Origin of the sequence: Pseudomonas sp. (assembly GCF_030696055.1) — a bacterium.
Classification (GTDB): Bacteria; Pseudomonadota; Gammaproteobacteria; order Pseudomonadales; family Pseudomonadaceae; genus Aquipseudomonas.
In genome coordinates this window covers 38,338-52,224 of the sequence record NZ_JAUYNP010000090.1, presented here as the reverse complement: position 1 = coordinate 52,224, position 13,887 = coordinate 38,338, and the positions used below count along the sequence as shown (strand labels likewise).

The window sequence follows — 13,887 nt, the reverse complement described above, 5'->3', positions numbered from 1 at the left end:
GGGATGGTGATCAGGAAGAACACCTTCCAGGGTTTCGCGCCCAGGTCCATGGCCGCTTCCTCGATGGACATATCCAGCTCACGCAGACGCGACGACACCACCACCGCCACATAGGCGGAACAGAAGGTGGTGTGGGCGATCCAGATGGTCAGAATGCCACGCTCGGCTGGCCAGCCGATCAGTTGCGCCATGGCCACGAACAGCAGCAGCAGCGACAGACCGGTGATCACTTCGGGCATCACCAGCGGCGCGGTGACCAGGCCGCCGAACAGGGTGCGGCCCTTGAAGTGGGTGACCCGGGTCAGCACGAAGGCGGCCATGGTGCCCAGGATCACCGCGGCAATCGCGGTGTAGCAGGCGATTTCCAGGGAGCGCATCACCGAGCCCATCAGCTGGCTGTTGTCGAGCAGGCCGGCGTACCACTTGAACGACCAGCCGCCCCATACCGTTACCAGGCGCGAAGCGTTGAACGAGTAGATCACCAGGATCAGCATCGGCAGGTAGATAAAGCCCAGGCCGGCCCACAGCATAAAGTTGGAGAAACTAAAACGCTTCATGGACGGTTCTCCATCTCTTTCGCTCGGCTCTGGGTTATAAGCCGGTCAAACAGAATGATCGGCTTCATCTGGGGGAACTGCTTCATGGCCGACCCTCCATTTCCTTCGCTTGGTTACGGTTAAACAGAATGATCGGGATGATCAGGATCGCCAGCATCACCACCGCCAGGGCGGACGCCACCGGCCAGTCGCGGTTGTTGAAGAACTCCTGCCACAGCACCTTGCCGATCATCAGGGTTTCCGGGCCACCGAGCAGCTCAGGAATCACGAACTCGCCGACCACCGGGATAAACACCAGCATGCAGCCGGCGATGATGCCGTTTTTGGCCAGCGGCACGGTGATCTTCCAGAAGCTGTTGTAGGTGCTCGAACCCAGGTCGGCTGCGGCCTCCAGCAGGCTCGGGTCGTGCTTGACCAGGTTGGCGAACAGCGGCAGCACCATAAACGGCAGGTAGGAGTACACCACCCCTATATAGACCGCGATGTTGGTGTTGAGGATCTGCAGCGGCTCGTCGATCAGGCCGATGCCTTGCAGCACGCTGTTGAGCAGGCCGTTGTTGCTGAGAATGCCCATCCAGGCATACACGCGGATCAGGATCGCCGTCCAGGTCGGCATCATGATCAGCAGCAGCAAGACCATCTGCTTTTCCTTGTCGGCCCGGGCAATCGCATAGGCCATGGGGAAACCGACCACCAGGCAGATCAGCGTGCTGACGGTGGCCATCTTCAAGGAGCCGAGGTAGGCGGCCAGGTACAGCGCATCCTCACTGAGGAAGATGTAGTTGCTCAGGTTGATAAAGATCGCCAGCTTGTTTTCCGCCCAGGTGTACACGTCGGTGTACGGCGGGATGGCAACATCGGCTTCGGCGAAGCTGATCTTCAACACGATGATGAAGGGCAGCAGAAAGAACATAAACAGCCACAGGAAGGGCACGCCGATCACGACGTGACGGCCCCTGGGCAGGCGGCGATTGAGGCTTTGGAGAATGTTCATGAGCGCAATGCCACCCCGCTATCGTCCTCCCACCAGACGTAGACCTGGTCATCCCAGGTCGGCCGCGTGCCCCGCCGCTCGGCGTTGGCGACGAAGGACTGGACGATCTTGCCGCTGGGTAGCTCGACGTGGAACACCGAGTGGCCGCCCAGGTAGGCGATGTCGTGCACGGTGCCGCGCGACCAGTTGTAGTCGCAGGTCGGCTGCTCGGTGGTGACCAGGAGTTTTTCCGGGCGGATGGCGTAGGTGATGCTCTTGTCCTGCACCGAGGTGGTGACGCCGTGGCCGACGAAGATATTGCGCTCCAGGTCCGGGCTGTCGATCACCGCGTGGCCTTCGGCGTCATCCACCACCTGGCCGTCGAACAGGTTGACGTTGCCGATAAACTCGCAGACCAGGCGGCTGGTCGGGGTTTCATAGATGTCCACCGGGCTGCCTATCTGGGCGATCCAGCCCAGGTGCATGATGGCGATGCGCTGGGCCATGGTCATGGCCTCTTCCTGGTCGTGGGTCACCATGACGCAGGTCACGCCGACGCGCTCGATGATCTGTACCAGTTCCAGTTGCATCTCCGAACGCAGTTTCTTGTCCAATGCGCCCATGGGTTCATCGAGCAACAGCAGTTTCGGCCGCTTGGCCAGGGAGCGGGCCAGGGCCACGCGCTGACGCTGGCCACCGGAGAGCTGGTGCGGCTTGCGCTTGGCGTACTGGGTCATATGCACCAGCTTGAGCATCTCGGCCACTCGCGCATCGATGTCAGCGGCAGACATCTTGTCCTGCTTGAGGCCGAAGGCGATGTTCTGCGCCACGGTCATGTGCGGGAACAGGGCGTAGGACTGGAACATCATGTTGATCGGCCGCTCGTAGGGCGGCAGGTCGGTGATGTCCTCACCATCGAGCAGGATGCGCCCTTCGGTCGGCCGCTCGAACCCGGCGAGCATGCGCAGCAGGGTGGACTTGCCCGAACCGGAACCACCGAGCAGGGCGAAAATCTCACCCTTGTTGATGGTCAGGGAAACATCATCGACCGCGATGGTTTCATCGAACTTCTTCGTAACGCGCTCGATTTTGACCAGCACCTCTTTCGGTTGCTGATCACCCTCAAGGACCTTTTTATAGGCACTAGAAGCAACTGCCATTACCAAAACTCCCGCAAAAGTAGCGCCCGACCACAACGGCCTGGCGTTTGAAATTACTGGCCTGACTTGACCTTGGTCCAGCTTCGGGTCATCAGGCGTTGAACCTTTACCGGCAACTCCGCCGAGATAAACAGCTTGTCCAGAACCGCTTGCGGTGGGTAAACCGCATCGTCGTGGCGTATGCCCTGATCCATCAACTCACCAGCCTTTAGGTTGGGATTGGCATAGCCGACATAATCACTGACCCCGGCGATAGTGGCCGGCTCCAGCAGATAATTGATAAAGGCGTGGGCTTCCTGGGGGTTACTGGCATCGGCCGGAATGGCCAGCATGTCGAACCACAGGTTGCCGCCTTCTTTGGGGATGGCATAGGCGATTTCGACGCCCTTGCCGGCCTCTGCGGCGCGGTCGGCGGCTTGCAGCACGTCGCCGGAGAAACCGGCGGCCACGCAGATATTGCCGTTGGCCAGATCGCCGATGTACTTGGAGCTGTGGAAGTAACTCACGTAGGGACGCACGGCCAGCAGCTTGGCTTCGGCCTTGGCGTAATCCTCGGGGTGCTTGCTATTGGGGTCGAGGCCCAGGTAGGTGAGTACCGAGGGAATCATCTCGTCGCCCGAATCGAGAAAGCTCACGCCGCAGGTGGCGAGCTTTTTCATGTTTTCCGGTTCGAACAGCACGGCCCAGGAGTCGATCGAGTCGACGCCCAGCACCGCCTTGACCTTCTCGACGTTGTAGCCGATGCCGTTGGTGCCCCACAGGTAAGGCACGGCGTACTGGTTGCCCGGGTCGTTGGCTTCGAGCTGCTTGAGCAGCGCCGGGTCGAGGTTTGGCCAGTTCGGCAGCTGACTGCGGTCGAGCTTCTGGAACGCCCCCGCCTTGATCTGCTTGCCGAGAAAATGGTTGGACGGCACCACCAGGTCATAGCCGCTACGGCCAGCCAGCATCTTGCCTTCCAGGGTTTCGTTGGAATCGAAAACGTCGTAGACAACCTCGATGGCACTGGTTTTCTCGAACTTGGCCAAGGTGTCCGTGGCGATATAGTCCGACCAGTTGTAGACCTTGAGCGTGCGCTCAAGAGCCTGGGCTGTGGATAGAGCGCTAGCGGCAGCGAGCACGCCGGCCAGCACGGTGATACGACGCATAAAGCCTTCCTTATTATTGTGTGGTGTGGCGTGTGCCGGACCGGCCGGCACACGCCTGGTACTGCTTTAGAACTTAACGACCCGACTTGACCTTGGTCCAGCTGCGGGTGATGGCACGTTGTACCGACGGGCTCAGCTCGGAGAAGGTGTAGAGCTTCTTGCTGGCCTCCTCGGTCGGGTAGATGCCCGGGTTGTTGCGGATGGCCTCGTCCACCAGCGGCGTGGCGGCCGCGTTGCCGTTCGGGTAGGCGACGTAGTTGGAGATAGGCGCTATCACTTCCGGGGTCAGGATGTAGTTGAGGAACATGTGCGCGGCCTCGACGTTTTTGGCATCGGCCGGAATCGCCATCATGTCGAAGAAGGACGCGGCGCCTTCTTTCGGAATGGCGTAGGCCACCGGTACGTTGTTCTTGGCCTCCTCGGCACGCGCCTGCGCCTGGAAGATGTCGCCGGACCAGCCCAGGGCTACGCAGATGTCACCGTTGGCCAGGTCGGAGATGTACTTGGAGGAGTGGAAGTAGGTGATGTGAGGACGCACCTTCATCAGCAACTCTTCGGCCTTCTTCACGTCTTCGGCGCTTTTCGCATTCGGTGGCAGGCCTTGGTAATGCAAGGCGGCGGCATAGATCTCATCCGGTGCGTCGAGCATGGACACGCCGCAGGCTTTGAGCTTCGCCATGTTTTCTGGCTTGAAGATCACGTCCCAGGAGTCGATGGTGTCGACGCCCAGCGCGGCTTTGACTTTCGCCGGGTTGTAACCGATGCCGGTGGTGCCCCACAGGTAGGGGAAGGCGTACTGGTTGCCCGGGTCGGCGTTGTCCAGCGCCTTCATCAGGTCCGGGTTGAGGTTTTTCCAATTCGGCAACTTGGCCTTGTCGAGCTTCTGAAACACGCCCGCCTTGATCTGCTTGGCGAGGAACTGGTTGGACGGCACGACTATGTCGTAGCCCGAACCACCGGACAGGAGTTTGGCTTCCAGGGTTTCGTTGCTGTCGAAGACGTCGTAAACCACCTTGATGCCGGTTTCTTTCTCGAAGTTGGCGATGGTGTCTTCGGCGATATAGTCCGACCAGTTGTAAACGTGCAGCACTTTTTCCTCGGCCTGGGCCACGCCAATGAAGGCGCCTGCCAGGGACAACGCGAGAAGGGTTTTGCCGAATGTTTTCATGCTTACAGCTCCTGTTGTCGTAATGGTTTTCCAGCGGGTGGCGCAGCCCATCTGCAGCACCTTCCGGCGAGCCTGGCTAGCGCACTGGCGCAGTCTGGCAAGGACAGATCACTCTTTACAACTTTCCGACGTTACAACTTAAAGCCTTTAAACCCTGCCTGGCTCAGCCCAAGACCTCCTGGGCGGTCAAGTCCAGGCAGTGCCGCGCCTTGCTGATCAACTCGTCGATCTCCGCCTGGCTGATGACCAGGGGCGGGGCAATGATCATGGTGTCGCCCACCGCGCGCATGATCAGGCCGTTACTGAAACAGTGACTGCGGCAGATCATGCCCACGCCCACATCGCCGGGGAAACGCTCGCGGCTGGCCTTGTTCTGCACCAGTTCGATCGCACCGAGCAGGCCGACGCCGCGTACTTCGCCCACCAGCGGATGGTCCGCCAACTCGCGCAGACGCTTTTGCAAGTAGGGTGCCGTTTCTGCCTTGACCCGTTCGACAATCTTTTCTTCGCGCAAGATGCGCAGGTTTTCCAAGGCCACCGCCGCCGCTACCGGGTGCCCGGAGTAGGTGAAGCCGTGGTTGAAATCGCCGCCCTGGTTGAGCACTTCGACCACTTCGTCGCGCACTATCAGGCCCCCCATGGGGATATAGCCCGAGGTCAGGCCCTTGGCGATGGTCATCATGTCCGGCCGGAGGCCGTAGTAATCGCTGCCGAACCATTCGCCGGTGCGGCCGAAACCGCAGATCACTTCATCGGCGACAAACAGGATGTCGTACTTGGCGAGGATCTCGCGGATCTTCGGCCAGTAGCTGTCGGGCGGAATGATCACGCCGCCGGCGCCCTGGATCGGCTCGGCAATAAAGGCGGCGACATTGGCTTCGCCGACTTCGAGAATTTTCGCTTCCAACTGCTCCGCCGCCCAGATGCCAAAGGCTTCCGGGGTCATCTCGCCACCTTCACCGAACCAATATGGCTGGGGAATATGCACGATGCCGGGAATCGGCAGGTCGCCCTGTTCATGCATGTACTTCATGCCGCCCAGGCTGGCGCCGGCGACGGTGGAGCCGTGGTAGCCGTTGACCCGGCTGATGATCACCTTCTTGGCAGGCTGCCCCTTGATCGCCCAGTAATGGCGCACCATGCGCAGCATGGTGTCGTTGCCTTCCGAACCGGAACCGGTGAAGAACACGTGGTTCATGCCTTCCGGGGCCAGCTCGGCAATCGCCTTGGCCAGTTCCAACGGTGGTGGCGTGGCGGTCTGGAAGAACATGTTGTAGTAGGGCAGTTCCTGCATCTGCTTGAACGCCGCGTCAGCCAGCTCTTTGCGGCCGTAACCGACGGCGACGCACCAGAGACCCGCCATGCCATCGAGAATCTTGTTGCCTTCGCTGTCCCACAGGTAGACGCCGTCGGCCTTGGTAATAATGCGCGGCCCGGTTTCCGCCAGCTGCTTGAAGTCGCTGAACGGCGCAAGGTGATGGTCGCGGCTCATGGCCTGCCACTCGCGGGTTTTCGGGTTTTGCACGGGCTTACTCATATCCACCTCAACGGGGCACAATTGTCGGGTGCCGGGCGCATCGCGCGCCGGCACCCCTTGCATCAAACGGACAGCAGCAGGAACTCGCGTTCCCAGGAACTGATCACACGCTTGTAGTTCTCGTGCTCGGCGCGTTTCACCGCGACATAGCCACGGATAAACTTCTCGCCCAGGTACTTCTCCGCGTCCTTGCAGGCTTCCATGCGCTCCAGCGCGTGCTCGATGGTGATCGGCAGACGCAGGTTGCGCCGTTCATAGCCACGCCCCTTGACCGGTGCGCTGGGCTTGAGGTCCTCGACCATGCCCATATAGCCGCACAGCAGCGAGGCCGCCAGCACCAGGTAGGGGTTGGCATCGGCACCGGCCAGGCGGTTTTCCACGCGGCGGTTCTGCGGGTTGGCTTCCGGCACGCGCAGGCCCACGGTGCGGTTCTCTTCGCCCCACTCGACGTTCACCGGCGCCGAGGTATCCGGCAGGAAGCGGCGGAACGAGTTGACGTTGGGGGCGAACAGCGGCAACAGCTCGGGGATGTACTTCTGCAGGCCACCGATATGGTTGAGGAACAGCTGGCTCATGCTGCCATCGGCATTGGAGAACAGGTTCTTGCCGGTCTTGATGTCCACCACGCTCTGGTGGATGTGCATGGCGCTGCCCGGCTGATCGGTGATCGGCTTGGCCATAAAGGTCGCCGCCACATCGTGCTTGAGCGCCGCTTCGCGCATGGTGCGCTTGAACACTGTGATCTGGTCGGCCAGGTGCAGGGCCTCGCCATGCCGGAAGTTGATTTCCATCTGCGCCGGGCCGTCTTCGTGGATCAGCGTATCGAGGTCCAGGCCCTGGACTTCACACCAGTCGTAGACGTCTTCGAACAGCGGGTCGAATTCGTTGGCGGCGTCGATGGAGAACGACTGACGACCGACTTCCGGGCGACCGGAACGGCCCATGGGCGCGACCAGCGGGAAGTCCGGATCGCTGCAACGTTTGGTCAGGTAGAACTCCATTTCCGGCGCGACGATTGGCTTCCAACCCTTGTCGGCATACAGCTTGAGGATGTTCTTGAGGATGTTGCGCGGCGACAGCTCGATCGGGTTGCCCTGCTTGTCGAAGGTGTCGTGAATCACCATCGCGGTCGGCTCTACGGCCCAAGGCACCAGAAATACGGCGTTCTCGTCCGGGCGGCAGAACATGTCGATGTCCGCCTCGTCGAGCAGGTCGTAATAAATTTCGTCCTCGACGTAGTCGCCGGTCACGGTTTGCAGCAACACACTCTCGGGGAGGCGCATGCCTTTCTCGTCGAGGAACTTGTTGGTCGGCGAAATCTTACCGCGGGCAATCCCGGTAAGATCGCTGATCAGGCATTCAACTTCGGTGATTTTGCGTTCTTTCAGCCAGCTCGAAAGCTGGTCTAGTTTGGTGCTCATAGAGACCTCAGGGTTGGTAGAAGCCGCCTTATATATAGACGGCTCAGCGTTGCCCCGCCCTCTTCCTGCAAGCCTCACCAAAGGCCTGGAAGATGGCGAGATAATTCGGGTTGGATCTTACCTGCCACTCGGGATGCCATTGCACCCCCAGCGCGAAGCTTGGCACACCTTCGACGGAGAAGGCTTCGATCAACCCGTCAGGCGCCAGTGCTTCAACTCGAAGGCCCGGCGCCAGACGCTCAACGCCCTGGCCATGAATAGAATTGACTTGAATCTCGTCCGGCAAGCCGATGCCGGCGAGCAGCCCGCCCGGCTGCACATGCAGCGCGTGACGCAGGCCATATTGTTGCTGCGCGGGGGTGCCTTCGGGCTCGCGGTGATCCATATAACCCTCGAGCGCATGCACCTGCTGGTGCAGGGTGCCGCCGAAGGCCACATTCATTTCCTGAAAACCGCGGCAGATGCCGAGTACCGGCACGCCACTGGCAATAGCTGCTTTAATAAGAGGTAGGGTCGTGCTGTCACGCGCGGCATCATGGGCGGTGCCCGGCTCGCTGGCGACGCCACTATAATGATGGGGTTCGACATTCGACGGCGAGCCGGTGAAGACCAGCCCATCGAGCTGCTGCAGCAGGTAGGCCTGATCGACCTGAGCACCCAGCGCGGGAACGATCAACGGCATACCACCCGCGACATGCACTATGGCTTGCAGGTACTTGTCACCGGCGGTGTGGTAGATGTTGTGCCCGATCTGCTTGGTGCAGGCACTAACGCCGATTATCGGCTGGCGCGACATGAGACACCCGTTTTATTGCTGTTATGGGTTTGAGCCGAGCTTAGCCTTGTTCATTTTTTTTCACAATAGTCATGTAAAAAATTGAACACACCCCACTGAGCAGCCCGACAGCCAAGGGGTTCGGTAGCCTTATGCCGCCCCGTAACGCCCTAAAATTGGCCAAGAGCCCCCCTTTTAGGGCAATATGTCGTTCTCTTGACAGCACCGGGTGTTTAAGATTGACTCATACCTGTGCAGTTGCATGATTGATATTTTTAACAAAAAAGGTGTTGCATCATGTCGGTACCCCCGCGTGCCGTTCAGCTTAACGAAGCGAACGCGTTCCTTAAGGAACATCCTGAGGTCCTGTTCGTCGACCTTCTTATTGCAGATATGAATGGCGTGGTGCGCGGCAAGCGTATCGAGCGCGCAAGCCTCCACAAGGTTTACGAGCGCGGCATCAATCTGCCGGCTTCTCTATTCGCCCTGGATATCAACGGTGCGACGGTGGAAAGCACCGGCCTGGGTCTGGATATCGGCGATTCCGACCGGATCTGCTTCCCCATCCCCAACACCCTGAGCAATGAACCCTGGCAGAAGCGCCCGACCGCGCAACTGCTGATGACCATGCACGAAATGGAAGGCGAGCCCTTCTTCGCCGACCCGCGGGAAGTGCTGCGCCAGGTCGTGGCGAAGTTCGACGAGCTGGGCCTGACTATTTGCGCCGCTTTCGAGCTGGAGTTCTACCTGATCGACCAGGCCAACGTGAATGGCCGCCCGCAACCGCCGCTGTCGCCGCTGTCGGGCAAGCGTCCGATGTCGACCCAGGTGTACCTGATCGACGACCTCGACGAATATGCCGAGTGCCTGCAGGACATACTGGAAGGCGCCAAGGAGCAGGGCATCCCGGCCGACGCCATCGTCAAGGAAAGCGCCCCGGCGCAGTTCGAGGTCAACCTGCACCACGTCGCCGACCCGATCAAGGCTTGCGACTATGCCTTGCTGCTCAAGCGCCTGGTGAAGAACATCGCCTACGACCATGAGATGGACACCACCTTTATGGCCAAACCCTACCCGAACCAAGCGGGTAACGGTTTGCACGTGCACATCTCGATCCTCGACAAGCAGGGCAACAACATCTTCGCCTGCGACGACCCGGTACAGAACGACGCGCTGCGCCACGCCATTGGTGGCGTGCTGGAAACCATGCCGGCGTCGATGGCCTTCCTCTGCCCGAACGTCAACTCCTACCGCCGTTTCGGCGCGCAGTTCTATGTGCCGAACTCGCCGTGCTGGGGCATCGACAACCGCACCGTAGCGCTGCGCGTGCCGAATGACACCGCCGATGCCGTGCGCATCGAACACCGCGTCGCCGGCGCCGACGCCAACCCCTACCTGCTGCTCTCGGCAGTGCTGGCGGGTGTGCACCACGGCCTGACCAACAAGATCGAGCCGACCGCACCGGTGGAGGGCAACTCCTACGAGCAGAACGAGCAGAGCCTGCCGAACAACCTGCGTGACGCCTTGCGCGAGTTGGACGACAGCGAAGTACTGGCCCGTTATATCGATCCGAAGTACATCGATATCTTCGTTGCCTGTAAGGAAAGCGAGCTGGCCGAGTTCGAGAATTCAATCTCCGACCTCGAGTACAACTGGTACCTGCATACCGTTTGACGCAACCCCCGACGCCGGCCATGTGCCGGCGTCGTTTTATCCGGCACCTCGCGCACGACCCCTGCCCTGAGTCGCACCTTTTGCTTGCGCCGGGATACTGCTGTGCCGAATTCGCTGGCGACAACGCAAAACCGCGTCACGTGACAAGAAATCAACCAACGCCGGGAGTCACCCATGCCTCGCTTGTTTGCATCACTATTGTTCGCACTGACACCTTTGCTGGCCAGCGCCGACACGATTGAAACCGGCCCCAAGGTCGAGAAAACGGACGAGGTCATCCGCGTCTATAACTGGAACGACTATATCGCCCCCCAGGTGCTCAAGGACTTCGAGGCCGAGACCGGCATCCGCGTCGAATACCGCACCTTCAGCACCAGCGACGAGCTGAAGACCCTCCTCCACGGCGACGAAGCCATCGACATCGCCGTGCCGTCGCACAACGACCTGCCCGCCCTGATCAAGAGCGGCAGCATCCAACCCCTGGATTTCAGCCTGCTGCCCAACCGCCAGCATCTCGACAAACAGCTGCTCAGCACCCTGGCGGCCCTGGATCAGGGCAACCGCCACGCCGTGCCCTATCTGTGGGGCGCGGTCGGCCTGGCGATCAACGTGCCGCAAGCCGAAGCCGCCTTCGGCGGGCCGCTGCCCAATAGCTGGAGTCTGCTGTTCGATGCCGAGCAAAGCGCGCGCCTGGCCAGTTGCGGGATGAGCGTGCTGGATGCCCCCGAGGAAACCCTCGCGCTGCTGCTCAACTACCAGGGCCACAGCCTGGCGCGTAGCGGCACGAGCCGCATCCAACGCGCCAGCAAGGTGCTGGACGGGCTACGCCCCAACCTGCGCTATATCGACAGCCAGCGCTATATCGAGGACCTCGGCCAAGGCAAGCTGTGCGTGGCCATGGCCTGGGTCGGCGACGCGCTGGCGGCCGCCGATGCCGGGCAGCCGGTGCGCTTCGTGGTGCCCGATGAAGGTTCGACGCTGTTTATCGACAGCCTGGTAATTCCCAAGAGCGCCCGACGCGCCGATCTGGCCCACCGCTTTATCGACTACCTGATGCAGCCCAAGGTGGCCGCCCTGATCACCAGCGAGACGCTGTTCCCCAACGGCAACAGCGACTCCAAGGTGTTCCTCGATGAAGGCCTGCGCAATCAGCCGGGCCTCTACCCGGATCGCGACACCAAGCGCCGCCTGCATGCCCTGGACACCTTGCCGGAGAAGCATGAGGCGACCCTGGATGCGGTATGGACGCGCTTTCGCAACGGCGGCTAAGGACGGTGGCTAAGGGGAACTGGCGGCAGGGCGCCGCCAGCTTAGGCGGGCGTTATTTGACCAGCTGGCGCCAGGTCTTCAGGGAACCCAGTTTGAGCACCTGGGCCTGACGCGCCTGCAGCACCTCAGGGTCGATGGCCTGATGGGCCAGCTCGCCGAGCTTGTTCAGCTCACCGTACAGGCGGTCGACTTCCGCCACTTCCAACACAGTGCGCGCCAGGTGCAGCCAGACCAGCAGCCGCTCGATGCGCGGCAGCTGTTCGGCCAGGTCTTCCGGCTGCTGCTGATAACGCCGCAATTGCAGGGCCGCACCCTCCTCGGCGATCAGCGTCGGCAACCAGTTGCCCAGGGGCGCGGCGCCTTGGCGGTTGCCGCGGTTGTTGCGCTCGACCGTCCAGCTGCGTGCCAGCAACCAGCGCGAGGTATTCAGGGAGAACAGCCCCCAGCGCGTGCCTTGCAGTTCGGCGGCGAACTGCGCGAGGGCATTCTGCCGCGCGCTATCGTCCAGCTGACCGGCCTGCAGCCGTGGACGCCAGTCCTGCAACAGCGCGTCGAGCAACTGGCGCAACTCATGGCTGCTGGCCCGCGGCGCGGCCTGACCGAGGCTGCCGAGCAGGGCGCGCAGCCCCACCAGCTGCTCCAGCCACTCGCCGAGCAAGCGCCAGTGACCGTTGAAGCGGTATTGCTCGGCCAGGCGCTGGCTGCTGCCGAGCAGATGCCAGGCCAGGGCGGCGAAGGCGTCGTCCAGCGCCATTTCGGCATTCAGCTGTGGCACTGGCAGGCTTAGGTTGTAGCTGCCGGCGTCGAACAGGCGGTAACCACGCTCGGCCTTGCTGATATCGCAGGGCATCAGCGCCAGGTCGGCGGCCAACTCGGCGGCCAGCTCCAGCAGCGCGGCCGGGTCGCCTTCACGCAGTTCCAGCTCCAGCTCGCAGATTTCCTCTTCGCCTTCACCAGCGACGACCTTGCCCAGGTCCAGTGCGGCTTCGATCACCACGCGGGCCTTGCCGCGACCCCAGGCGATATCGGCCTTCTCGCGGACGAAGTCGGTACTGAAGATCGGCGCCAGCTGCTTCTTGTCCAGCTCGGCCAGGCTGGCCGGCCAGCACTCGGCAGAGAGCTTCTTGATGTCCAGCTTGGCCTTGGCCAGGGGCCAGTCCCACTCGTTGCGCTCGGACAGCCCGGCGACGCTGTGGCCGCGGGTCTTCAGGGTCTGGATAAATTGCTCACCGTCACGGCGCACGCGCAGGGCGACCTTGGCCTCGGCCAGATCGCGCTCGGGGGTATCGAAGTACTGGTTGAACAGCTCGTGCCGCTGCCAGCCAGTCTTGTTGCGCTTCTTCAGCAACGGATGATCGCGCAGGGCCTCAAGGGTTTCGCGACTGACCCGCAATTTGATTTCGGTTTCTTTGTTCATGATGGTGGGGTTCAACGCCTACTATGAAAATGTGACAGTCCGATTACCTGCGCTGGCGAGCCTGTGGACTGATCCGTATACTTGCCGCCTTCTTAACGCCGGGGCTCACCCTATGCCAGTCAATCCATTTGCCAGTCTGTTTGGCCGCTCACCCATCGGGCCGATGCAGAAACACTTCGCCAAAGCCCACGAGTGCGCGGCGAATCTGGTGCCCTTTTTCGAGGCCGTGATGGCTGAGGATTGGGTCAAGGTGGAACAAGTCCAGCAGGAAATGGCCAGCCTGGAACAGGAGGCCGACAAGCTCAAGAAGAGCGTGCGTCTGCACCTGCCCAAGAGCCTGTTTCTGCCCGTACCGCGCTCGGATCTGCTCGAGCTGCTGAGTGTACAGGACAAAGTCGCCAACCGCGCCAAGGACATCGCCGGCCTGATGCTAGGCCGCGAAATGGCCATTCCGCAGAGCCTGCAGCCGCTGATACGCACCTTTGTGCAGCGCACCGTGGATGCCAGCGCCCAGGCGCTGAAAGCCATGAACGAGCTGGATGAACTGCTGGAAACCGGCTTCGGTGGCCGCGAAGCGGCGCTGGTCGAATCCATGGTCATGGAGCTGGAGCAGATCGAACGCGACACCGACAAGCTGCAAATCGAAGTACGTCGTGCGCTGTTCAAACTGGAAAAGGACCTTCCTCCAGTCGATGTGATGTTTCTCTATCAGATCATCGAGTGGATCGGCGATGTCGCCGACCGTGCCGAACGAGTCGGCAACCGACTGGAACAACTGCTGGCGCGCTAGG

The 13,887-nt window shown here is 61.3% G+C and carries 12 protein-coding genes; 3 read left to right on the top strand and 9 right to left on the bottom strand.

Going from position 1 to position 13,887, the window contains the following annotated elements:
* The 8 genes from Q8Q83_RS05470 to Q8Q83_RS05435 form a co-directional block, all read right to left on the bottom strand.
* Positions 1 to 557: ABC transporter permease subunit (locus Q8Q83_RS05470; protein WP_305621832.1), on the bottom strand; the 557-nt coding region annotated here is incomplete at its 3' end.
* An 82-nt stretch (positions 558 to 639) separates the two neighbouring features.
* Entirely contained in the window at positions 640 to 1,521 is an 882-nt protein-coding gene (locus Q8Q83_RS05465; RefSeq protein WP_305621834.1) for an ABC transporter permease subunit, read from the bottom strand.
* A gap of 26 nt (positions 1,522 to 1,547) precedes the next feature.
* Positions 1,548 to 2,690: a polyamine ABC transporter ATP-binding protein gene (potA, locus tag Q8Q83_RS05460; RefSeq protein ID WP_305621830.1), complete on the bottom strand. Its 1,143-nt coding sequence runs from the start codon at positions 2,688 to 2,690 to the stop codon at positions 1,548 to 1,550.
* Positions 2,691 to 2,743: 53 nt separating this feature from the next.
* Positions 2,744 to 3,835 carry a polyamine ABC transporter substrate-binding protein gene (locus tag Q8Q83_RS05455; RefSeq protein ID WP_305621828.1) on the bottom strand — a complete coding sequence of 364 codons (1,092 nt, stop codon included), beginning with the start codon at positions 3,833 to 3,835 and terminating at the stop codon, positions 2,744 to 2,746.
* Between the two features lie 73 nt (positions 3,836 to 3,908).
* A complete protein-coding gene (locus Q8Q83_RS05450; protein ID WP_305621827.1) occupies positions 3,909 to 5,003 on the bottom strand; it encodes a polyamine ABC transporter substrate-binding protein in 1,095 nt (364 codons plus the stop codon).
* A gap of 163 nt (positions 5,004 to 5,166) precedes the next feature.
* Entirely contained in the window at positions 5,167 to 6,540 is a 1,374-nt protein-coding gene (locus tag Q8Q83_RS05445; protein WP_305621826.1) for an aspartate aminotransferase family protein, read from the bottom strand.
* A gap of 62 nt (positions 6,541 to 6,602) precedes the next feature.
* The gene (locus tag Q8Q83_RS05440) at positions 6,603 to 7,961 is read right to left on the bottom strand and encodes a glutamine synthetase family protein (RefSeq protein WP_305621824.1); all 1,359 of its coding nucleotides are present in this window, start codon (positions 7,959 to 7,961) and stop codon (positions 6,603 to 6,605) included.
* Between the two features lie 43 nt (positions 7,962 to 8,004).
* Complete coding sequence (locus Q8Q83_RS05435) at positions 8,005 to 8,757, bottom strand: gamma-glutamyl-gamma-aminobutyrate hydrolase family protein (protein WP_305621823.1); 753 nt, start codon at positions 8,755 to 8,757, stop codon at positions 8,005 to 8,007.
* Between the two features lie 276 nt (positions 8,758 to 9,033).
* Between Q8Q83_RS05435 and Q8Q83_RS05430 the strand changes: the two genes are divergently transcribed.
* The gene (locus Q8Q83_RS05430; protein WP_305621821.1) at positions 9,034 to 10,410 is read left to right on the top strand and encodes a glutamine synthetase family protein; all 1,377 of its coding nucleotides are present in this window, start codon (positions 9,034 to 9,036) and stop codon (positions 10,408 to 10,410) included.
* A 174-nt stretch (positions 10,411 to 10,584) separates the two neighbouring features.
* Positions 10,585 to 11,679, top strand: a complete 1,095-nt coding sequence (locus Q8Q83_RS05425) for an extracellular solute-binding protein (RefSeq protein ID WP_305621820.1) — start codon at positions 10,585 to 10,587, stop codon at positions 11,677 to 11,679.
* A 52-nt stretch (positions 11,680 to 11,731) separates the two neighbouring features.
* Here the strand turns inward: Q8Q83_RS05425 and Q8Q83_RS05420 are convergent, their stop codons facing one another.
* The gene (locus Q8Q83_RS05420) at positions 11,732 to 13,096 is read right to left on the bottom strand and encodes an inorganic triphosphatase (protein WP_305621818.1); all 1,365 of its coding nucleotides are present in this window, start codon (positions 13,094 to 13,096) and stop codon (positions 11,732 to 11,734) included.
* A gap of 112 nt (positions 13,097 to 13,208) precedes the next feature.
* Here Q8Q83_RS05420 and Q8Q83_RS05415 point away from each other — a divergent pair, with 112 nt between their 5' ends.
* On the top strand, positions 13,209 to 13,886 hold the full coding sequence (locus Q8Q83_RS05415; RefSeq protein WP_305621816.1) for a TIGR00153 family protein: 678 nt from the start codon (positions 13,209 to 13,211) through the stop codon (positions 13,884 to 13,886).
* Position 13,887: the final 1 nt, after the last annotated feature.

Bases quoted from the DNA above. Each gene is read 5' to 3' on its own strand.
- Q8Q83_RS05450 (WP_305621827.1), bottom strand. From the start codon at position 5,003: ATGAAAACATTCGGCAAAACCCTTCTCGCGTTGTCCCTGGCAGGCGCC.
- Q8Q83_RS05425 (WP_305621820.1), top strand. From the start codon at position 10,585: ATGCCTCGCTTGTTTGCATCACTATTGTTCGCACTGACACCTTTGCTG.
- Q8Q83_RS05455 (WP_305621828.1), bottom strand. From the start codon at position 3,835: ATGCGTCGTATCACCGTGCTGGCCGGCGTGCTCGCTGCCGCTAGCGCT.
- potA (WP_305621830.1), bottom strand. From the start codon at position 2,690: ATGGCAGTTGCTTCTAGTGCCTATAAAAAGGTCCTTGAGGGTGATCAG.
- Q8Q83_RS05445 (WP_305621826.1), bottom strand. From the start codon at position 6,540: ATGAGTAAGCCCGTGCAAAACCCGAAAACCCGCGAGTGGCAGGCCATG.
- Q8Q83_RS05415 (WP_305621816.1), top strand. From the start codon at position 13,209: ATGCCAGTCAATCCATTTGCCAGTCTGTTTGGCCGCTCACCCATCGGG.
- Q8Q83_RS05430 (WP_305621821.1), top strand. From the start codon at position 9,034: ATGTCGGTACCCCCGCGTGCCGTTCAGCTTAACGAAGCGAACGCGTTC.
- Q8Q83_RS05420 (WP_305621818.1), bottom strand. From the start codon at position 13,096: ATGAACAAAGAAACCGAAATCAAATTGCGGGTCAGTCGCGAAACCCTT.
- Q8Q83_RS05440 (WP_305621824.1), bottom strand. From the start codon at position 7,961: ATGAGCACCAAACTAGACCAGCTTTCGAGCTGGCTGAAAGAACGCAAA.
- Q8Q83_RS05435 (WP_305621823.1), bottom strand. From the start codon at position 8,757: ATGTCGCGCCAGCCGATAATCGGCGTTAGTGCCTGCACCAAGCAGATC.